A 21,144-nucleotide genomic window follows, 5' to 3' on the forward strand; every position below is an offset into this window, starting at 1 on the left:
CCGACTCAGGCTGCGGCGCCGGAGGTCCGCACCAGCGTGCGGATCTGACGCAGCAGCACGGACAGGGCTGCGAGGTCCGCCCTCGACTCGTCGAACTCCCCCATCGCCTGGCGGGCACGGTGGATCGAGGTGGCGTTCGACTGCTCCCACTGGTGCACCCGCTCGTGCGGCGGCAGTTCGCCAGGTGTGGAGTCGAGCACCTCCGCGGTGAGCGCGGCCAGCGCGGCGTACAGGTCGTAGCGCAGCGCCATCCGGGCCAGCGTCTGCCACCGGTCCTCGCGCGGCAGCAGGGAGATCTTCGACAGCAGCGAGTCAACCCGGAACAGGTCGGACAGCACGAAGTAGACCGAGGCCACCTCGCCGACCTGCCGCCCGCTGCGGGTCGCGGTCTCCACCACGTCCAGCAGGCCGAAGCTGTACATCAGCCGGGTCGCCTGCTCGGCCAGCTCTCGGGGCAGCCCACGCTTTGTCGACGAGTCGATGTGCTCGGCGATGGCCTGCCGCTCACTGCCGTAGAACAGGTCCTCGAGCCCCGGCAGCAGGTCGGCCACCCCGGCGCGCAGCCGCTTGATCTCGGCCGGCACGTCGATCGGCGAGCGTCGGTTGGTGACAAGCCACCGGACGGCGCGGTCGAGCAGCCGGCGGGTGTCCAGGTAGACGCTCGTCTGTAGCTCCGGGGAGACCTTGTTGTCCAGCGCCTCCACCGCGTCCCACAGCTCGCGCAGCCCGAAGACCTCGCGGACCACCACGTACGCCCGGATCACGTCGGCGGCGTTCGCCGCGGTCTCCTCGACGACCCGGAAGACGAACGAGATCCCGCCCCGGTTGATCGCCTCGTTGACGAGCACCGTGGTGACGATCTCCCGGCGCAGCCGGTGCTGGCCCATCCGGTCGGCGAACCGCTCGCGCATGGGCGTCGGGAAGTAGTTGACCAGCACGTCGGTCGTCCACGCCTCGTCGGCCACCCCGTCGGCGAGGATCTCCCGTTCAAGGACGATCTTCACGTACGCGAGCAGCACCGCGAACTCCGGCGCGGTCAGCCCGGACTCGCCTCGTACCGCCAGCTCCTCGTCCGGCGGCAACGCCTCCAGCGCCCGGTCCAGCCCGCCCGAGCGCTCCAGCTCGTTGATCATCCGGCGGTGCACCGGAAGCAGCGAGGCTGCCTGCGCCTGGGCGTTGTTGATCGCCCGAGCCTGGTCGTAGTTGTCCCGCAGCACCAGCTTGGCGACCTCGTCGGTCATCCCCGCCAGCAGCTCGTCCCGCTCGGCGGTGGTCAGCTCGCCGTCGGCGACAGCCGTGTTCAGCAGGATCTTGATGTTCACCTCGTGGTCGGAGGTGTCCACACCGGCCGCGTTGTCGATGAAGTCGGTGTAGATCCGGCCACCGGTCAGCGCGTACTCGATGCGCCCGAGCTGGGTCCAGCCCAGGTTGCCGCCCTCGCCCGCCACCCGGCAGCGCAGGCTGCGCCCGTCCACCCGGATCGCGTCGTTGGACTTGTCGCCCACCTCCGCGTTGGTCTGCGTGGACGCCTTCACGTAGGTGCCGATGCCGCCGTTCCAGAACAGGTCCACCGGCGCGGTGACGATCGCCTTCATCAACTCCTGCGGCGACATCTGCGTGACGTCGTCGTCCAGGCCGAGCACCGCCCGGACCTGCGGCGTGATCGGGACCGACTTCGCGGTACGCGAGTAGACGCCACCGCCGGCCGAGATCAGCTCCGCGTTGTAGTCCTCCCAGGAGGACCGGGGCATGTCGAACAGCCGCCTGCGCTCGGCGTACGAGGTGGCCGCGTCCGGGTCGGGGTCGAGGAAGATGTGCCTGTGGTCGAACGCGGCGACCAGCCGGATGTGCTCGGAGAGCAGCATCCCGTTACCGAACACGTCACCTGACATGTCGCCGACGCCGACCACAGTGAAGTCCTGGGTCTGGGTGTCGTGGCCCAACTCCCGGAAGTGCCGCTTCACCGACTCCCAGGCGCCCCGGGCGGTGATGCCCATCTTCTTGTGGTCGTAGCCTGCCGAACCACCGGAGGCGAACGCGTCACCCATCCAGAAGGCGTGCGCCTTGGAGATCTCGTTGGCGATGTCGGAGAACGTCGCAGTGCCCTTGTCCGCCGCCACCACCAGGTACGGGTCGTCGCCGTCGTGCCGGACCACGTCCTCCGGCGGAACGATCTGCCCACCGACGATGTTGTCGGTGACGTCAAGCATCGCGCCGACGAACTCCTGGTAGCAGGCGACAGCCTCGTCCCGGTCGCCCGGCTTCTGCTTCAACACGAAGCCGCCCTTGGCGCCCACCGGCACGATCACTGTGTTCTTCACCATCTGCGCCTTGACCAGGCCGAGCACCTCGGTGCGGAAGTCCTCCCGACGGTCCGACCAGCGCAACCCGCCCCGGGCCACCGGCCCGAACCGCAGGTGCACACCTTCGAACCGGGGCGAGTAGACGAAGATCTCGAACTTCGGCCGGGGCGCCGGCAGGTCCGGGATGGCCTGCGGGTCGAGCTTGAACGCCACGTACGCCTTCGGCCGCCCGTCGGCGCGCTTCTGGTAGAAGCTCGTCCGCAGGGTCGCCTCGATCACCGTCAGGTACGAGCGCAGGATCCGGTCCTGGTCGAGGCTCGCCACGTCGTCAAGGGCGGCCCGGATCGTCTCCACCAGCTCACCACTGCGCTGCTGACGCTGCTCGCCGCTCTGCTCACCCGGCGCGAACCGGGTCTCGAACAGCTCCACCAACAGCGCGGCGATCTTCGGGTACGCGATGAAGGTCTGCTCCATGTAGTCCTGCGAGAAGACCGTGCCGGCCTGCCGCAGGTACTTCGCGTACGCCCGCAGCACCACCACCTGCCGCCAGGTCAGCCCGCCGCGCAGCACCAGCTCGTTGAACCGGTCCACCTCGGCCTCGCCACGCCACGCCGCCGCGAACGCGTTCTCCACGTGTGGGCGCACCTCGGACAGCTCGTGGTGCCCCTCGGGCAGCATGAGGCCGAAGTCGTACAGGTAGACCCGACCGTCGATGCGGTCCACCTCGTACGGGTGCTCGTCGACCACCCGTACGCCGAGTGAGTGCAGCACCGGCAGCACGGCGGAGAGCATCATCGGCTCCCCGTACCGGTAGACCTTGAACCGGACGTCCATGGTCTCGGCCAGGTCCGCACCGGGCACACGGGTGCCCGGGCGGGGCGCCAACTGCTTGCGGAACAGGTGCATCTCCAGCTGGCCGGGCTCCTCAAGCAGCTCCAGCTTGGCCAGATCCTTCATCGCCTCGTACGGCGTGTGCCCGTCCTTGTAGCCCTCCGGGAACGCGTCGGCGTACCTGGTGAACAGGTGCTTGGCCTGCTCGTCGCCGAGCTTGCGCTCCAACACCAGCCGGTAGTCGTCGTCCCAGAGCCGGGTCGCGTCGGCCAACTCCTCGGCCAGCAGGTCGGCGTCGATGTCACCGGGCGGCCGGGTCGGGTCGGTACGGACGATGAAGTGCACCCGCGCCAGCATCGACTCGGTGACCCGGGTCGTGTAGTCAACCCCGACGCCGTTCAGCTCGCGCAGCAGGATGTCCTGCATACGCAGCCGGTTCTGCGTGGTGAACCGGTCCCGTGGCAGATAGATCAGGCAGGAGATGAACCGCCCGTACGCGTCGCGGCGCAGGAACACCCGCAGCTGCCGGCGACCCGCCATCCGCAGCACACCGACCACTGCGTGGTACAGGTCGTCGGTCTTGATCTGGAACAGCTCGTCGCGCGGGTACGTCTCCAGGATCTGCAGCAGGTCCTTGCCGGAGTGGCTGCGCTGGCTCAGGCCGGAGCGGTCCAGCACCTCGGCGACCTTGCGGCGCACCACAGGCAACTCCTGGACGCTGGTCCGGTACGCGGCGGTGGAGAACAGCCCCAGGAAGCGCCGCTCACCGATGACCTCGCCCGCCTCGTTGAAGATCTTGAAGCCGATGTAGTCCAGGTACGCCGAGCGGTGCACGGTGGCCCGCGAGTTGGCCTTGGTGATGATGAGCAGGCGCTTCTCCAGCACCTTCTCGTGCGCCTCGTGCGTCATCGACGCCAGCGACCGGGCCTCCGGCGAGTCCGAGCGCAGGATGCCCAGGCCGGTGCCGAGCACCGCCTCCAGCGCCTTGCCGTCGACCGGGTCCGAGGAACTCGCGTCCGGCACGTCCACCAGCCGGTACTCGCGGTAGCCCAGGAAGGTGAAGTGGTCGTGGGCAAGCCAGCGCAGCAACTCCACCGAGTCGGTGATGTCCTTCTCCGGCACCGGCGGGCGGTTGTCGGCGGTACGGGCCGAGGCCAGTTCGTCGGCGAGCGCGAGGGCCCGCTGTCGCATCTTCGGCCAGTCTTCCACGGCCTCCCGCACGTCGGTGAGCACCCGTTGCAGCTCACGACGCAGCCGGTCCCGCTCGTCGGCGTCGCGCACCGGGTCGATCTCGATCCGCATCCAGCTCTCGACGATGTCGCCGGCGATCGCGTCGTCCGGCTCCACGTCCGCGGAGACCTCGGTGAGGCGACCCAGCGGCTCGCGCCGGACCACCACAAGCGGGTGCACAAGCAGGTGCACATCCAGGTGGTACGAGTTGAGCAGCGCGGTGACCGAGTCGACAAGGAACGGCATGTCGTCGGTGACGATCTCGACGACCGTGTGGTGCTGGTCGGCGTGCGGCTCGTGGATCCGTAGCTTCAGCTCACCGGGGACCCGCTGCTGGGCCAGGTCCCGGTGTGCCCGGGCCGCGTCCAGCATCTCCTCCGCCGTGAGGCCGACCAACTCTTCGTCCGGGGCGAACCGCCAGAAGCGGCCGACCAGGGTCGCCGCATCGTGGTCGTCCCCGGCGAGCGCGACGGCCTGGGCCACGAGGCGCTCCGCGTTGGGGACCGGCTCGTCGAGATCGGCGTCCTCCACGTCGTCGGCCAGCACCTCCGGTGGCAGGCCCAGATCGTAGATGGTGTCGATGCTCGACCCAGTCAGCCCGGTGACTCCCGTGTCGAGCCGGCCGTAGCCGTCCCCGTCGGTCGCCGAATCGAAGCTGTCGTCCCGGCCGAAGTCGTCCTGCCGGAGGTCGGGTTCCGGTTTGATCGCCGGACGCCGGTCCATCGGTGCCACTCCCCTCGACCCACCGCGTTGTGGGTCACTCTCGCCCAGCCTAAGCCTGCCGCTCTGTTCCTCCATCGGCGGATCAAGGGCCGGACGTCCGGATCGGGACTCTGTCCTTTCACCCGTTGCGGGTCCGAGGTTGGCCGGGTCGTCGGATACCCCGCCGCGCGATGTTCATCACACCGGCGCGCTCCCTCTTTCCGCACGTCGGACGTCTCACGGGACGCCTCGGACAGCGTCGCCGTACTACCGTGCAGGGCAGCCGAGACCGGAAGGACCCGCTCCATGACCTTGTCCTACCCCCGGCCCCACCGGGCGAATCACGCCCGCCGGGCGGTCGCCGCGCTGGCCGCGACCCTGCTCACCGCCGGTGGCCTGGTGGCCTGCTCCGGCGACGACGGGCCGCAGCGCAGCGTCGACGCCTTCCTCACCGGGTGGCGCAACGGCGATCTTCAGGCAGTCGGGGTGGTCGACACGACCGGCGGCAAGCTGCCGGCAGCCGACGTGACCCGCGAGATCAAGGAACTCTCCGGCGAACTGGTCGGCAGCCCGCCGACGCTTACCCGCCGGGGCGAGCCGAAGGTCACCGCCGACATCGCGACCGCCCCGATCCGGGTGGAGTGGACCCTTCCGGGCGACATCCGCTGGGCGTACGACAGGGAACTGCGGCTCGTCAAGGGCGACGACGACCAGTGGCAGGTCATGTGGGAGCCCCGGGTGGTGCACGAGCAGCTCACCAAGGGTGACCGGCTGGGGCTGCGCCGCGACACCGGTCCCCGCGCGGCGCTGCTGGACGCTGCCGGGCAGCCGATCGTGACGCCCCGGCCGGTGATCCGCGTCGGCGTGCAGCCCAACCAGGTCACCGACATCAAAAAGCTCGTCAAGGATCTGGACGCGGGCTTCAAGGCGATCCGCCCGGCCCTCGTCCCCGCCGTCGACCTGGCCGACCTGCCCGAGCGGGTGGCCAAGGCCGACCCGGGCGCCTTCGTCGAGGTGGTGACCCTGCGCGAGGAGGCGTACCGGCAGATCAAGCCCCGGATCTACGACCTGCCCGGCACCAAGTTCGTGTCCGACAAGCTCGACCTGGCACCGACCCGGGAGTTCGCCCGCGCGCTGCTCGGCACTGTCGACCCGGCGCAGGCCGACGACCTCACCGCGCACCCCGACCGGTACGTCGCCGGCGACCTGGTCGGGCACGGCGGCCTCCAGGGCCGCTACGACGAGCGGCTGCGCGGCACGCCAGGGCTGACCGTGGTGGTCGAACGCCCCGCCGAAGGCGGCAAACTGGCCCCCACCGGCACCGAACTGTTCCAACAGAAGCCGCAGCCCGGCCAGGCGCTGAAGACCACCCTGGACGTCGCCGTCCAGAACGCGGCCGACGGAGCGTTGCGCGCCCAGTCCCGCCGATCCGCGCTGGTGGCCGTACGGATCAGTGACGGCGCGGTCCTCGCCGCCGCGAACGGCCCCGGGCCGGCCGGCGAGAACCTGGCATTCGTCGCCCAGGTCCCGCCGGGCTCCACGTTCAAGATGGTCAGCACGCTCGGCCTGCTGAACCAGGGCGCGGTCAGCCTGGACGGGCCGGTGAACTGCCCGAAGACCTTCACCGTCGACGGCCGGTCCTTCAAGAACTCGGACAACTTCGAACTGGGCCAGGTGCCGTTCCGCACCAACTTCGCCAAATCGTGCAACACGGCGTTCGCCTCGCTGGCCCCGAAGCTGGGCGGGGACGGGCTCGCCGCCGCCGGCCGCTCGCTGGGCCTGGAGGGCCCCTGGGACCTCGGCACGGACGTCTTCACCGGCAAGGTGTCCACCGGCGGCAGCCAGGCCGAACAGGCCGCCGCCTCGTTCGGGCAGGGCACCACGCTTGTCAGCCCGCTGGCCATGGCCGGTGCCACCGCCGCCGTCGCCCGGGGCCGATTCGAGCAGCCGAAGCTGCTGCTCGACCCGGCACCCGCCAAACCGGCCCCGGCCGGCGAGCAGCTCAAGCCGGAATCGGTCGAGGCGCTGCGCACGATGATGCGCGAGGTGGTCACCGCCGGCACCGGCAGCGCCCTCAAGGACGTACCGGGCGAGGTGTACGGCAAGACCGGCACCGCCGAGTACGACAACAACCCGGCCAACACGCACGCCTGGTTCGTCGGCTGGCGGGGAGATGTCGCGTTCGCCGTCTTCGTGGAGAAGGGCGGCGCCAGCACCTCCTCGGCCGTCCCGATCGCCGAGCGCTTCCTGCGCGCCCTACCCGCGACCTGAGGACCGCAGCGCCCCCGGCGGCCAGGGTGCTGGTGGCGGCGGCTCCCCCACTGGGCGCGGCCAGGCAGCTCCGCCGATGATCGACTCGGTTTCTTGGTAATCGCGGTATCCGACCTAGTGGGACACCGCGATTACCAGGAACTCGAGTCGATCAACCGCTTGTGCCGACCGGCAACCGGTCAGGCAGTGCCGGATTCGCGGCGGTTCGTGTGGTTTTGCTCGGCCGGCGAGGGCCTCCGCAGCAGCCCGGGACCAGCCGACGCGGGCGGGCCGACAGGTTCCCGCTCGGTTGAAGCCGGAGTGCCGGCCGCGTCGCTGGACACGACACCTGACGGCTCCCACCGGGTCGCACCCCGCGTACCGAACGGCTCCGCCCGGACCGGAACCGGGACACCGCCCGGCACCTCGGCCACAGGCGGCTGGGCGTCGGAAGGCCCGGTGTCGGCAGGCCCAGCACCGAACGGCTCAGCGCCGGCAGCACCAGCGGGCGCGGCCCTGAAGGAATCGGCCCCGACGCGCCCGGCGGACGCAGCAGCGACATGCTCGCCGCCAGCGGACCCGGCGGGCTCAACTGCGAAGGACCCGCCGAGAGCAGAACCAGCACCGGAGGATTCGACGCCGGCGGGTTCGACGCCGAAGGGCTCGACGTGGGCGGAATCGGCAGCTCCGGAACCTGGACCGGCGAACGCCGCATCAGCAGCGCCGACACCGCTGACGCTCGCTCCGCCCAGGCCCGCATCAACAGAGACCGCATCGGCAAGGCCCGCACGATCCGAGCGCTCCGACCGGTCCGCGCGATCCGCGAGACCCGCACGATCCGAGAGACCCGCACGATCCACGAGACCCGCACGATCGGAGCGGGCGTCGAGGTCTGCCGCGCGGGTCTTGGTACGCCGGGGACCGGGCGCCGGTCGGGCGGACAGCAGCCGGGGCGGCAGCGCCTCCGGGGCGGTCACCGGGGCCAGCCCTGCGACGACGGTGTTGACGATCTCGGCTGCGTACGAGCCGTCCGGGTCGTAGTCGGGGTCGAAGACTGTCAGCTCGACGCCGAGGCAGTGTGGGGTGTCGACAAGGCCGGCGAGGAGGATCTCCAACTCGGCGAAGGCGATGCCGCCCGGGTCCGGTGCGTCGACGGCGGGCATCACCGCGGGGTCGAGGACGTCCACGTCGATGTGTACCCAGTAGCCCGCGCAGTCGGCGAGTTGCTCGTGTGCCCACTGGGCTGTCCGGGCGGCGCCTTCGGCGCGTAGCGCCGGCACCGGCCGGGTGATGATGCCGGCGGCTTGCAGGTCGAGCCGGTATTCGTCCTGCGCCCGGATGCCGAGCACCACGACGTCGATGTCGCGGAAGTAGGGTCGGCGGCCTTCCAGGGCGGCCAGGTCGGCCTGCCCGCGTCCGGTGACCAGGGCCAGGTCCTCACCGGCTGCCGCGCCGACGTAGGAGGCGTTGCCGGGGTGCCGGAAGTCGGAGTGCCCGTCCACGAAGACCAGCCCGATGTGGCCGCCGACGGCCTCACCGAGGCGGTGCATGGCAAGCGCGGAGCCGAGCAGTACCGAGCAGTCGCCGCCCAGCACGACGGGGAACTCGCCCCTGTCGATGATGGAGCCGATGCGCTCGGCGAGGGCGAGTGAGTAGTCGGCGATTTCCCGGGCGTGGCAGACGCCGTCGCCGGGTCGCCAGTCGCCGGGGTCGTACCGGGGCGGGGTGATGCAGCCGGCGTCGCGGGCCCGCAGCCGGGCGAGCAGGTCGTGGTCGCGCAGGGCCCCGGGTGCCTTGGTGCAGCCCGGGACGGAGGTGGGGGTCGGCGGGCGCAGGCCCAGGTTTGTCGGCGCGTCGAGGACGGCAATCCGGCGCATCATGAGCTCCCGTCCCCGGTGGTCGGGCGGGCCGGCGGATCGCCGGCCCGCGCTGGCGTGCTACGAACTCAAAACCGTGCGTGAACTCAGAACAGGGCGCTGGCCAGGGCCCGCCGGGCCGAGGCGACGGCCGGGTCGTCCGGGCCGGCGATGCTGAACAGGGACACGAGGTGCTGGCGGACGGTCTCGCGGTCCTCCCCGGCGGTGCGTCGGACGAGACCGACGAGCCGGGCGTACGCCTGCTCGGCCAGACCGCTGAGCACCTCGATGTCGGCGGCGAGTAGCTGGGCGGCGACGTCGTCGGGGGCGCTCTCGGCAGCGGCGAGCGCGGCGGCCGGGTCGGCGCCGGCGACCCGGCGGGCGACACCGACCTGGGCGAGGCCTGCCTCGGCCGCGGCGTCCGCCGGCGAGTCGGCCAGAATCTTGCGGTACGCCCGCTCGGCGGCGTCCAGGTCGCCGCTCATCAGCGCGTCGTCCGCCTCGTCGAGGCGCGGGTCCTCCGGCTCGGAGACGGTCACGCCTCCGGCCTTGAGGACGGCCTGGATCCACTGGCGGAGTTGGGCCTCGGGCACCACGCCGGAGAACGCGTCGATCGGCTGGCCGCCGACCACCGCGTACACCATGGGGATGCCCTGGACCCGGAACATCTGGGCGATCCGGGGGTTTTCCTGCACGTCGACCCGGGCGAGCGCCCAGGCGCCGCCGCTCTCGGCGGCCAGCCGTTCCAGTACGGGGGCGAATTCGTCGCTCTCCGGGAAACCTGCCGCGCCGAAGAAGACGACGACGGGCATGGTCATCGACCGTTCGAGCACCTCGGACTGGATTGTCGCCTCGGTGACGTCGACGATGAGGGCGTTACCACCGGCGGCCTGCGCGCCAGGGGTGCTGGCGGAGGGGCCGCCCTGCGGGGGTGTGCCGGGGCGGGTACTGGCTGGTGCGGGGCCGCGCAGCGTGCTGAGGTCGACCGCGCCGCGGGTGAAGATCGACGAGGTGATCCGTGGGTCGCTCATGGTTACCTAGTCTCGCACGCGAGCCGGCGTTCTCAGATCACCCGCAACTCCGACGTTGCAACTCTCACGCCCCACCCCCACCCCCGCGATCTTGCACTTTCGGTCCCCTATACAGGCCGTATGCGGCATATGTCGAGGCAGCAACTGCAAGATCGACGGGGAAGGGGGTGGGAGCGGGAGCCCGTTAGAAGCGGGCGGGCTCGCGGTAGACGCCCCACTCGGCGCGTAGGGCGTTGCAGATCTCGCCGAGCGTCGCTTCGGCGCGGACCGCGTCGAGCATGGCCGGGATCATGTTCTCGTCGGTGCGGCTGGCCTCGACCATGCGGGTGACCGCCGCACGCACTGCGGCCTCGTCCCTCGCGTTCTTGCGCTCGGCCAGCACCCGGCGCTGCTCCAGCTCCACCTCGTGCGAGATGCGCAGGATCTCCAGCTCCTTTGTGACGGTGCCGGTGTGACAGTTGACGCCGACGATCTTCTTGTCGCCCTTTTCGAGAGCCTGCTGGTAGACGAAGGCGGACTCCGCGATGTGCCCCGTGAACCAGCCGTCCTCGATGCCACGCAGGATGCCGGAGGTCATCGGGCCGATCTGGTGCGGCCCCTCCCCGCCGAGCTGCCGGATCCGGGCGAAGATCTCCTCCGCCTCGGCCTCGATCTTGTCGGTCAGCGCCTCGACGTACCAGGAGCCACCGAGCGGGTCGGCCACGTTGACGACGCCGATCTCCTCCATCAGCACCTGCTGCGTACGCAGGGCGATCTCGGCGGACTCGTCGGTGGGCAGAGCCAGGGTCTCGTCCAGCGCGTTGGTGTGCAGCGAGTTTGTCCCGCCCAGCACCGCCGCGAGCGCCTCGACGGCGGTGCGTACCACGTTGTTTACCGGCTGCTGCGCGGTCAGCGACACCCCGGCGGTCTGCGTGTGGAACCGCAGCCAGAGGGCCTTCTCGCTGGTGGCGCCGTAGACGTCACGCAGCCAGCGGGCCCAGATGCGGCGGGCCGCGCGGAACTTGGCGATCTCCTCGAAGAAGTCCAGGTGCGAGTCGAAGAAGAAGCTCAGCCCCGGCGCGAAGACGTTCACGTCCAGGCCGCGCGACAGGCCCAGCTCGACGTACCCGAATCCGTCGGCGAGGGTGTACGCCAGCTCCTGCGCGGCGGTCGAGCCGGCCTCGCGGATGTGGTACCCGGAGACCGACAGCGGCTTGTAGCGCGGGATCTCGGCGGCGCAGTATTCCATCAGGTCGCCGATCAGGCGCAGGTGCGGCTCCGGGTCGAAGAGCCACTCCTTCTGCGCGATGTACTCCTTGAAGATGTCGGTCTGCAGCGTGCCGTCCAGTTTGGACAGGTCGGCGCCCTGCCGCTCGGCGGCGACCAGGTACATGCAGAACACCGGTACGGCCGGGCCGGAGATGGTCATCGAGGTGGTGACGCCGGCCAGGTCGATGCCGTCGAAGAGCGCCTGCATGTCGGTGGCGGTGTCGATGGCGACGCCGCAGTGGCCGACCTCGCCGAGCGCCTGTGGGTCGTCGGAGTCGCGGCCCATCAGGGTCGGCATGTCGAACGCGACCGAGAGACCACCCCCGCCGGCGCCGAGGATCATCTTGTAGCGCTCATTGGTCTGCTGGGCGTTGCCGAAGCCCGCGAACTGCCGGATCGTCCAGGTCCGCCCGCGGTAGCCGGTCGGATAAAGACCCCGGGTGTACGGGTATTCGCCGGGCCAGCCGATCCGCTCGAAGCCCGGGTAGGAGCTGCCCTCCGGCGGGCCGTAGACCGGGTCGACAGGCATCCCGGAGAGGGTGGTGAAGTCGGCGTCCCGCTTGCGCGCGGAGTCGTACCGGGCCTGCCAGCGTGCCCGTCCGGCGTCGATCTCGTCAGCGTCCATGCGCGGAGCTCCTCCTCGAGTCCTCGTCCCACGGCGAGTGTAGATCGCCTACCTGAACGGTCGCTAAGGGATACTCCTACCAGCGGGTAACTCCGGCCGGCGCCGTGGTGCACCCACGGCATCTTCCGTGTCTCACGTGCCGGACGGCTCTCCGGCTGGAGCCTCCCGACGACAGAAGCCGTGCCAGACTGCCGCCGTGGACATTCGAGTCGTGATCGAGCTGATTACCTAGGCGACGTGCGTCTCCTGCGTGCGTCGCCGGCCCAGCCATCCTGTCGGCTCGACATTGTGAGGCCCCCCGTGACCACGTTCCCCCTCACCCCCACACCCTTCGCTCACGCGGCGCAGACGGTGCCGCCCCGCCCGAGCGACGCGGTCGAACCCACCGCCCCCGGCCCCGGGCCGGGCCCCCAGCACGACGAGCCCTCCGGGGAGGACGGCACGCCGTGGACGATGGTGGTGCACCTCGGCGAGGGGCACTCCACGACAGGCCTGCTCAAGGTGCTGTCAGTGCTGCACTCACGTCGGGTCGCGGTCTCCCACGTCCAGTACGTGCAGTGCCCGAACACGTCGGCGGTGATGATCCTCGAGTGCTCCCCCAGCGTGGCGACGCTGGAGACGGTTCGTCGGAGCGTCGCGAACGCCGTACCCGTCGTCAGCGTGAGTCTGCACGCCGCACCGCCGCGCGACGGCGTCCGGCGTCGGCGGACGCGCCACCGCACCCACAGCTGACGTTCACGCCCCCGGAGCACGGGTAACCGGCGTCCCGGGGGCGCGTCAGCCCGCCGCCCCGAGGCTGTTCTTCGTCCGCATCACGTCACGTGCGGTGAGCGCCACGTGCAGCGACAGGTGCCTCTCGCTCGAATCGAGGTCGACGTCGAGCACGCGCTGGATCAGCTGGAGCCGCTGGTACAACGCGGACCTGGACAGTGCCATCGCGGCCGCCGCGCGCCGCTTGTTGCGCCCCTCGACGAGGTACGCCTCCAGGAGGGCGACGTGGTTCGTGCCGTGCCGCTGGTCGTACGACAGCAGTGGGCCCAGCTCGCGCTCGACGAACGTCTGCAGGCGCACGTCCTCCCGCAGCAGGTGCAGGAGGCCCCGGAGCCGGACGTCGAGGAGCCGGTAGAAGGGTCGCGGCTCGGCGGTGTGCACCGAGGCATCGGCCACCTGCGCCGCCTCCACCAGTGAGCGCCGGGCCAGGTCGAGGGATCTGACCACGGACCCCGCGGCGACGACGACGTCCGACCCGGCGGAGTGGCCCGCCTCGGTGAGCGCGGTGGAGAGCCCCTGCAGTGCGGCTTCGTCGGTGTCCTCGTTTCCGAGGGCGACGAGGACACTGACCCCCTCACCGCCCACCGCCTCTCCGACGTCGCCGGTCAGTGCCGCGAGCCCGCAGTCGCCGACCGCTCTCTCCACGGCGTCCAGCAGCTCCCGTCGACGGGCGTTCATCTCGACGCCGGCGGTCCGGGTCAGCCGACGCCTGCGGACGACGACCCCGAACAGCCGTCGCTGCTCCAGCACCACACCCAGCCCGCGTGCCCGAAGCGCCACGTCCCGGGTGGGCGCGGAGTGGGTGACGATGCTCCACAGGAGGTTGCTGCGCGCCTGTCTTTCGACGGAGGAGGAGTCCTGTACGACGAGTTGGTTCAGCGCGATGGTGGACGCGGCGCGCTCCAGCAGGACCCTTGTCCGTGCCGGCGGCTCCTGGTCGCACAGCAGCACGAGCCGCCCCCACCGGCTGCCCCGGGCCTCGACGCCGGTCACCAGCCAGCCCGAGCGCGGCTCGTAACCAGTGCCGGACGGGACCTCGACCGCGCGTGAGCGGGCCTCCCAACGGTCGAGCAACTCCTCGGCGGACAGCGGGCCCGTCTCGTACGCGAGCACCTGGTGGGCGAGGTTCTCCAGTACGGCGGGACGCCGGGACAGGCGGGTGACCTCCCGGAGCACCTGCCGAGGCTCCGCGCCCTCGACCGAGAGTTCGGTGAAGATGCGGTGGATCTCGTCGTTCGCGAGCAGGTCGGCGGTCTGCTCCTCAACGATCACGGAATGGACGACCTCGGTCACGGCCACGAACCGCACCTCGCGTCGGAGCGCGATGAGGGGCAGGTCCCGGCTGCGGGCACGCTCGACGAGCCCGGTCGGCAGGGTGGGGCCGAACCGCCGGCCGAGTTCGATGACGACGCCAGCCGCGCCGACAGCCGCAAGCGCGTCGATCCAGCGGCACAACCCGTCGTCGTCCGGCGGCAGGCCGATGCCCGTTGTCAGCACCAGTTCGCCACCGCGAAGCAGGTCGGCGATCTCGGGCACCTCGGCGACGTGCACCCATCGCACCGGCGCATCAAGCCGGGTGCGACCAGCCAGGACACGTGGCCCGGCCTGTTGCAGCGCTGGCAGCTCGAGCACGTCCCGGACCGTCATCGGCATGAGCTCGTCTCCCTTCTCGCCCAGGCGCACAGTATGTGCGGTTCCAGAGAGCGAGAGCGACACAGTGCCCATTGCCCGGATGCGGGGAAGCGCAGATGATCCGGGCATGACCCAGACAGAACCCGAGACCGTCCCCGCTCCTGCCCCGCCCCAGCGGGTGACCCACTGGATCGGTGGCCAGCGGGTCGCCGGCGTCGCCGAGCGGACGGCGCCAGTCTATGACCCGGCGCTGGGCACGATCCGCACGGAGGTTCCGTTGGCCTCCGTCGACGAGGTGGACCGCGCCGTCGCCTCCGCCGCGGCCGCGTTCGCGTCGTGGCGGACGTCTTCGCTTACCAAGCGCTCGCAGGTGCTGTTCGCGTTCCGGGAGTTGGTGAACCAGCACAAGCACGAGCTGGCCGAACTCATCACGGCCGAGCACGGCAAGGTCCTCTCCGATGCCCTCGGCGAGGTCTCCCGCGGTCTGGAGGTCGTCGAGTTCGCCTGCGGGATCCCGCACCTCCTCAAGGGCGGCCACTCTGAGGGTGTCTCCACGAACGTGGATGTCTACTCCATCCGCCAGCCCCTCGGTGTCTGCGCCATCATCTCGCCGTTCAACTTCCCGGTGATGGTCCCGATGTGGTTCATGCCCATCGCCATCGCGGCGGGCAACGCCGTCGTCCTCAAGCCCAGCGAGAAGGACCCTTCCGCGTCTCTGCTCATCGCCCGCCTGTGGGAGCAGGCCGGCCTGCCCGCCGGCGTGTTCAACGTCGTCCACGGCGACAAGGTGGCCGTCGACAGGCTGCTGGAACACCCCGAGGTGAAGGCGGTGTCGTTCGTCGGCTCCACCCCGATCGCCCGGTACGTGTACGAGACCGGCGCCCGGAACGGCAAGCGCGTCCAGGCCCTCGGCGGGGCGAAGAACCACATGGTGGTGCTGCCGGACGCCGACCTCGACCTGGCCGCGGACGCGGCAGTCAACGCGGGGTTCGGTTCCGCCGGAGAACGGTGCATGGCCATCTCGGTCCTTGTGGTGGTCGAGCCCGTCGCCGACGAGTTGGTGAAGCGGATCCGCGAACGCATCGCCACTGTGAAGGTCGGTGACGGCCGGCGCTCCTGCGACATGGGGCCGCTTGTCACCAGGGAGCACCGCGACCGCGTCGCGTCGTACCTCGCAGCTGGCGTCGACGCCGGTGCCGAGCTGGTGGTGGATGGTCGCGGCGTGCAGGCCGACGGCGACGAGGCCGGCTTCTGGCTCGGGCCGAGCCTGTTGGACCGGGTCTCCCCCGAGATGAGCGTCTACACCGACGAGATCTTCGGGCCCGTGCTGTCCGTCGTACGCGTGGGCGGCTACGCCGAGGCGCTCGAGTTGGTGAACGCCAACCCGTACGGCAACGGAACCGCCATCTTCACGAACGACGGCGGCGCGGCACGCAGGTACCAGAACGAGGTCGAGGTCGGCATGGTCGGCATCAACGTCCCGATCCCGGTGCCGATGGCGTACTACTCGTTCGGCGGCTGGAAGGACAGCCTGTTCGGCGACTCCCACGCCCACGGCACCGAGGGGGTGCACTTCTTCACCCGCGGCAAGGTCATCACGTCCCGTTGGCTTGACCCCAGCCACGGCGGGATCAACCTCGGCTTCCCCGAGAACGACTGAGCATCGGAGAGAACCGCCAATGAGCACCCGTGCAACGCGCACCTACGAACTGGACCGCGCTCACGTCTTCCACTCCTGGTCCGCCCAGTCCACGCTCGACCCCATGGTCGTCGAGGGCGCCGAGGGCTCGTACTTCTGGGACGGCGACGGCAACCGCTACCTGGACTTCTCGTCGCAGCTCGTCTACACCAACATCGGCCACCAGCACCCCACTGTGGTCGCTGCGATCCAGGAGCAGGCGGCGCGACTGTGCACTATCGCGCCGCCCTACGCCAACGAGGCGCGCAGCGAGGCGGCCCGGCTGATCGCCGAGCGGACCCCTGCCGGTCTGGACAAGGTGTTCTTCACGAACGGCGGCGCGGAGGCGGTCGAGCACGCCGTCCGGATGGCCCGGCTGCACACCGGTCGGCCGAAGGTGTTGTCCCAGTACCGCAGCTACCACGGCGGCACCCAGACGGCGGTGAACCTCACCGGCGACCCGCGACGCTGGCCCAACGACACCGGCACCGCCGGGGTCGCGCGCTTCTTCGGCCCCTTCCTCTACCGGTCGGAGTTCGGGGCCACCACCGAGGAGGAGGAGGCCGCGCTCGCGCTGCGCCACCTGGAGCGCGTCGTGGAGATGGAGGGACCCTCCACCATCGCCGCCATCGTCCTGGAGACCGTGCCCGGCACGGCCGGTGTCATGCCTCCACCGCCGGGCTACCTGGCGGGAGTTCGGGCGCTGTGCGACAAGCACGGCATCCTCTACGTCGCCGACGAGGTGATGGCGGGCTTCGGGCGTACCGGCGCCTGGTTCGCCCTGGACCATTACGGGGTCGTACCCGACCTCATCACCTTCGCCAAGGGCGTGAACTCCGGTTACGTCCCGCTCGGCGGTGTCGTGATCTCCGACCACGTCGTCGAGACGTTCTCCACCCGCCCCTACCCCGGTGGGCTCACGTACTCCGGTCACCCACTGGCCGCCGCGGCCGCCGTCGCCACCATGACGGCGATGCGGGATGAGGGGATCGTCGAGAACGCCGCCAGGATCGGTGCCGACGTGCTGGGCCCGGGGCTGCGCGAGATGGCCGAGCGGCACCCGAGCGTCGGGGACGTACGCGGACTCGGGGTGTTCTGGGCTGTGGAGTTGGTGAAGGACCGCGCCACGAAGGAGCCGTTGGCACCGTACGGGTCGTCGTCGGTCGAGATGAACGAGGTGCTGACGGCGTGCAAGCGCAATGGCGTCATCCCACTCGCCAACTTCAACCGGATCCACGTGGTGCCGCCCTGCACCGTTTCGGAGACGGAGGTCAAGACGGGTCTGGCGGTCCTCGACGAGGCGTTGAACCTCGCCGACCGGTACACCGTGTAATTGCCGCGAGCCACCGCCCGCTCGGTCGACGTGGCGGGCGGTGTTCCATATCCGCCATCCGCGGCCCGCCGGTGACCCCGGCGCCGCGGAGCCCAGCACCCAGAAGGTGGCGCCTTGAGTACCTCGAACATCGTCAGGTCACCCGCCGGCAGCTCGACGCCCTCCCCCGCCAATCCCTTCACCAGCACCGCCGACCTTCCGCGAGCCCCGGACGGCTTCATCCAGTTCATCGCCCCGGACGGGCAACTACGCACGGACACCGACGTCGACCGCGACGCCCTCGGCAGGCTCACCCGCGACCTGTACCGCGGTATGCGGCTCGCACGCCGCCTCGACGACGAGGCGTTCGCGTTGCAGCGACAGGGCGAGCTGGGCCTGTGGTTGCAGTGCCGCGGCCAGGAGGCCGCACAGGTCGGCTCCATAGCTGCGGTACGCGCCGACGACTACGTCTTCCCGAGCTACCGCGAGCACGCCGCCGCCCTGTGGCGCGGCATCCGCCCCGCGGACCTGCTCCGGCAGTGGCGTGGGGTCGCCAACAGCGGCTGGGACCCCGAGCCGTACTCGTTCCACATCTACACCCTGGTCCTGGCAGCTCAGTTGCTGCACGCCACCGGGTACGCCCTGGGGGTGCAGCGCGACGGCAGCGACACGGTGGTCGTGGCGTACTTCGGTGACGGCGCCGCCAGCGAGGGCGACGCGAGCGAGGCGATGAACATCGCCGCCACCAATGACGCGCCGGTCCTGTTCTTCTGCCAGGACAACCACTGGGCGATCTCGACGGCCTCGTCGTCCCAGTCGCGCACGCCGATCCACCGGAGGGGGGCCGGGTTCGGTCTGCGCAGCGAGTGGGTCGACGGCAACGACGTCCTCGCCGTGTACGCCGTGACGTCCGCGCTGACCGAACACGTGCGCTCCGGCGGCGGGCCCGCGCTCATCGAGGCCACCACGTACCGGATGGGCGGGCACAGCACGTCCGACGACCCCACGCGGTACCGCACCGACAGCGAACTCGAAGCGTGGCGGGCGAAGGATCCGTTGGCGCGCGTCGAAGCACTTCTGCGCGCCGAGGGCTGGAGCGACACGGCGTTCCTCGACGAGATCCAGGCCGAGGCGGACGAACTCGCCGACCGCACGCGCCGGGAATGCCTGGCACTGCAGGCGCCGGACCTCGCGGACGCCTTCGCCACTGTGCTGGCCGACGTACCACAACTGCTTCAGGAGGAGCACGACGCGTTCGTCGCCTACCGCGACTCTTTCCTCGACTGACGCCAGCCCGGATCGGAGAACACGTTCATGCTCACTCTCTGTCACGCATTGAACAGCGGTCTGCGTCGCGCCATGGAGGACGACGCCAAGGTCATGTTGCTGGGCGAGGACATCGGCCGGCTCGGCGGCGTCTTCCGGGTCACCGATGGTCTGCAGAAGGACTTCGGCAAAGCCCGGGTGATGGACTCGACACTCGCCGAGTCCGGGATCATCGGCACCGCGATCGGCTTGGCACTGCGCGGGTACCGCCCGGTCTGCGAGATCCAGTTCGACGGCTTCGTCTACCCCGCCTTCAACCAGATCGTGTCTCAGCTCGCCAAGATGCGGGCCCGCACCAACGGTCGCACGAGCCTGCCGGTGGTCGTGCGGATCCCCGTGGGTGGCGGCATCGGGGCCGTGGAGCACCACAGCGAGTCGAACGAGGCGTACTTCGCGCACACAGCCGGGCTGCGCGTCGTCTACTGCTCCAGCGCGGACGACGCGCACTGGATGATCCGTCAGGCCATCGCCGGCGACGACCCGGTCATCTTCTACGAGCCCAAACGCCGCTACTGGATGAAGGGAGAGGTGACCCCCGAGGACGAGGGCCCGCCGCGACCGCTGGACCGGGCCCACATCGTGCGTCGCGGCAGCGACGTGACGCTGCTGACCTACGGGGGCATGGTCGCCACCTGCCTCGCCGCCGCGGAGGCGGCCGCGGAGGACGGCCGCGATGTCGAGGTGGTCGACCTACGCTCCATCTCCCCGCTGGACGTGCGGACCATCGAGGAGTCCGTCCGTCGCACAGGCCGGGCCGTCGTGGTCCACGAGGCCCCCACGTTCGCGGGTTTCGGCGCCGAGGTCGCCGCGCAGGTCATGACGCGGTGCTTCTACTCCCTGGAGGCGCCTGTCGAGCGTGTCGGCGGCTTCAACCTGCCGTATCCACCGGCAAAGGTCGAGGAGGAGTACCTGCCCGACCTGGACCGGATCCTCGACGCCGTCGACCGCGTGCTCGCCGCGTGAGAGGAGAGGCCCCAGTGACAATCAAACAGTTCCGCCTGCCCGACGTCGGGGAAGGCCTCACCGAGGCCGAGGTCGTCACCTGGCGCGTCGCCCCGGGCGACCCGGTCGGTCTCAACGACGTCCTCGTGGAGATCGAGACCGCCAAGTCTCTCGTCGAGCTGCCCAGCCCGTACGCCGGTGTGGTGCACAGCCTCCTCGTCGAGGAGGGACAGACCGTCGGCGTCGGCTCGCCGATCATCGCCATCCGGATCGTCAGCGAGCCTGGTCCGGTCGTCCCCGACGACACGGCCAGCACGCTCGCCGCCGATCCGACCGCCGTTCCGCACCCCGACGGTGCGCCGCCACCGCAACGGTCCGCGGTGCTCGTGGGCTACGGGGTGGCCGCGCAGGCACAGACCCGTCGGCGACGACGGAGACCGCATCCCGCCCGGCCCGACGACACCGCCCGCGTGCCGCAGTCGTCGCGGCCGCCGGTGCTCACGAAGCCGCCGCTGCGCAAACTCGCCAAGGAACTCGGTGTGGAACTGGCCGAGGTGCGCGGCAGCGGCCCCGACGGCCGGGTCACGCGCCAGGACGTCCTCGACCACACCGCCCGGCCGGCGCAGCCCGATCCGGGTGCGAGACGTTCCAACGGGTCCACGGCGTCGACAGCGGGAGCCGACAATGCCGTACGGCAGGACGAACGGGTCCCCGTCCGCGGGGTGCGCAAGGCGACAGCTGCCGCCATGGTGGCGAGCGCGTTCACCGCACCGCACGTCACGGAGTTCCTCACCGTCGACGCGACAGGCACCGTCGAGTTCGTGGATCGGCTGAGGAAGGATCCGACCTTCGACGGGGTACGGGTCGGACCCCTGCTCGTGGTGTCGCTGGCACTGCTGGACGCCGTACGCGACCACCCCGACGTCAATGCCCGCTGGGATCAGGAGAACCAGGAGATCGTCCGGTACGCCGACGTCAACCTCGGCATCGCCGCCGCGACGCCGCGCGGCCTGCTCGTGCCGAACATCAAGGCCTCGCAGGACCTGCCGGTGCGTGACCTTGCCGTAGCCCTGAACGAGCTGACGCTGTCGGCGCGGGAAGGTCGCGTCCGGCCCGCCGACCTGGCCGGTGGCACCATCACCATCACCAACATCGGCGTGTTCGGCATCGACGCCGGCACACCGATACTCAACCCCGGCGAGGCCGCGATCCTGTGCCTCGGCGCACTGCGCAGGACGCCGTGGGTGGTCGGCGAGCAGGTGGTCCCCCGGTGGACGGTGCAGTTGTCGCTGTCGTTCGACCACCGGCTCGTGGACGGGGATCTCGGCAGCCGGGTGCTCGCCCACGTGGGCCGGTTCGTCGAGGACCCGCTGTGGGGCCTGGCGATGCGCTGACCACACCGTCCCA

Annotated in this window: 11 protein-coding genes and 1 pseudogene; 7 read left to right on the plus strand and 5 right to left on the minus strand. The window is 70.5% G+C overall.

Going from position 1 to position 21,144, the window contains the following annotated elements; translation table 11 throughout:
• Positions 1-5 precede the first annotated feature (5 nt).
• A complete protein-coding gene (locus ADK66_RS07170) occupies positions 6-5,087 on the minus strand; it encodes an NAD-glutamate dehydrogenase (protein WP_053653096.1) in 5,082 nt (1,693 codons plus the stop codon).
• Between the two features lie 285 nt (positions 5,088-5,372).
• Here ADK66_RS07170 and ADK66_RS07175 point away from each other — a divergent pair, with 285 nt between their 5' ends.
• Complete coding sequence (locus ADK66_RS07175) at positions 5,373-7,337, plus strand: penicillin-binding transpeptidase domain-containing protein (protein WP_053653097.1); 1,965 nt, start codon at positions 5,373-5,375, stop codon at positions 7,335-7,337.
• 863 nt (positions 7,338-8,200) lie between these two features.
• On the opposite strand, the pseudogene ADK66_RS32225 reads toward ADK66_RS07175, so the two are convergent.
• The 3 genes and pseudogenes from ADK66_RS32225 to ADK66_RS07190 form a co-directional block, all read right to left on the minus strand.
• Positions 8,201-9,196: pseudogene (locus ADK66_RS32225) on the minus strand (arginase family protein); the annotation flags it as partial.
• Positions 9,197-9,279: 83 nt separating this feature from the next.
• Positions 9,280-10,203, minus strand: a complete 924-nt coding sequence (locus tag ADK66_RS07185) for a tetratricopeptide repeat protein (RefSeq protein WP_053653099.1) — start codon at positions 10,201-10,203, stop codon at positions 9,280-9,282.
• A gap of 184 nt (positions 10,204-10,387) precedes the next feature.
• Complete coding sequence (locus ADK66_RS07190; protein ID WP_053653100.1) at positions 10,388-12,076, minus strand: methylmalonyl-CoA mutase; 1,689 nt, start codon at positions 12,074-12,076, stop codon at positions 10,388-10,390.
• A gap of 300 nt (positions 12,077-12,376) precedes the next feature.
• Here ADK66_RS07190 and ADK66_RS07195 point away from each other — a divergent pair, with 300 nt between their 5' ends.
• Positions 12,377-12,808: a hypothetical protein gene (locus ADK66_RS07195; protein WP_231639944.1), complete on the plus strand. Its 432-nt coding sequence runs from the start codon at positions 12,377-12,379 to the stop codon at positions 12,806-12,808.
• A 45-nt stretch (positions 12,809-12,853) separates the two neighbouring features.
• Here the strand turns inward: ADK66_RS07195 and ADK66_RS07200 are convergent, their stop codons facing one another.
• Positions 12,854-14,500 carry a PucR family transcriptional regulator gene (locus ADK66_RS07200; RefSeq protein WP_053653145.1) on the minus strand — a complete coding sequence of 549 codons (1,647 nt, stop codon included), beginning with the start codon at positions 14,498-14,500 and terminating at the stop codon, positions 12,854-12,856.
• A gap of 106 nt (positions 14,501-14,606) precedes the next feature.
• Here ADK66_RS07200 and ADK66_RS07205 point away from each other — a divergent pair, with 106 nt between their 5' ends.
• From ADK66_RS07205 to ADK66_RS07225, 5 genes are all read left to right on the plus strand, one after another.
• A complete protein-coding gene (locus ADK66_RS07205) occupies positions 14,607-16,139 on the plus strand; it encodes a CoA-acylating methylmalonate-semialdehyde dehydrogenase (RefSeq protein WP_053653101.1) in 1,533 nt (510 codons plus the stop codon).
• 19 nt (positions 16,140-16,158) lie between these two features.
• Positions 16,159-17,490: an aspartate aminotransferase family protein gene (locus ADK66_RS07210; protein WP_053653102.1), complete on the plus strand. Its 1,332-nt coding sequence runs from the start codon at positions 16,159-16,161 to the stop codon at positions 17,488-17,490.
• A 114-nt stretch (positions 17,491-17,604) separates the two neighbouring features.
• Positions 17,605-18,756 (plus strand): thiamine pyrophosphate-dependent dehydrogenase E1 component subunit alpha, encoded by a 1,152-nt coding sequence (locus ADK66_RS07215; protein ID WP_209273145.1) that lies wholly within the window; start codon positions 17,605-17,607, stop codon positions 18,754-18,756.
• Positions 18,757-18,783: 27 nt separating this feature from the next.
• Positions 18,784-19,758: an alpha-ketoacid dehydrogenase subunit beta gene (locus ADK66_RS07220; RefSeq protein ID WP_053653103.1), complete on the plus strand. Its 975-nt coding sequence runs from the start codon at positions 18,784-18,786 to the stop codon at positions 19,756-19,758.
• A gap of 14 nt (positions 19,759-19,772) precedes the next feature.
• Positions 19,773-21,131 carry a dihydrolipoamide acetyltransferase family protein gene (locus tag ADK66_RS07225; protein WP_053653104.1) on the plus strand — a complete coding sequence of 453 codons (1,359 nt, stop codon included), beginning with the start codon at positions 19,773-19,775 and terminating at the stop codon, positions 21,129-21,131.
• Positions 21,132-21,144 lie beyond the last annotated feature (13 nt).

Source organism: Micromonospora sp. NRRL B-16802, from assembly GCF_001279555.1.
Lineage (GTDB): Bacteria > Actinomycetota > Actinomycetes > Mycobacteriales > Micromonosporaceae > Micromonospora > Micromonospora profundi.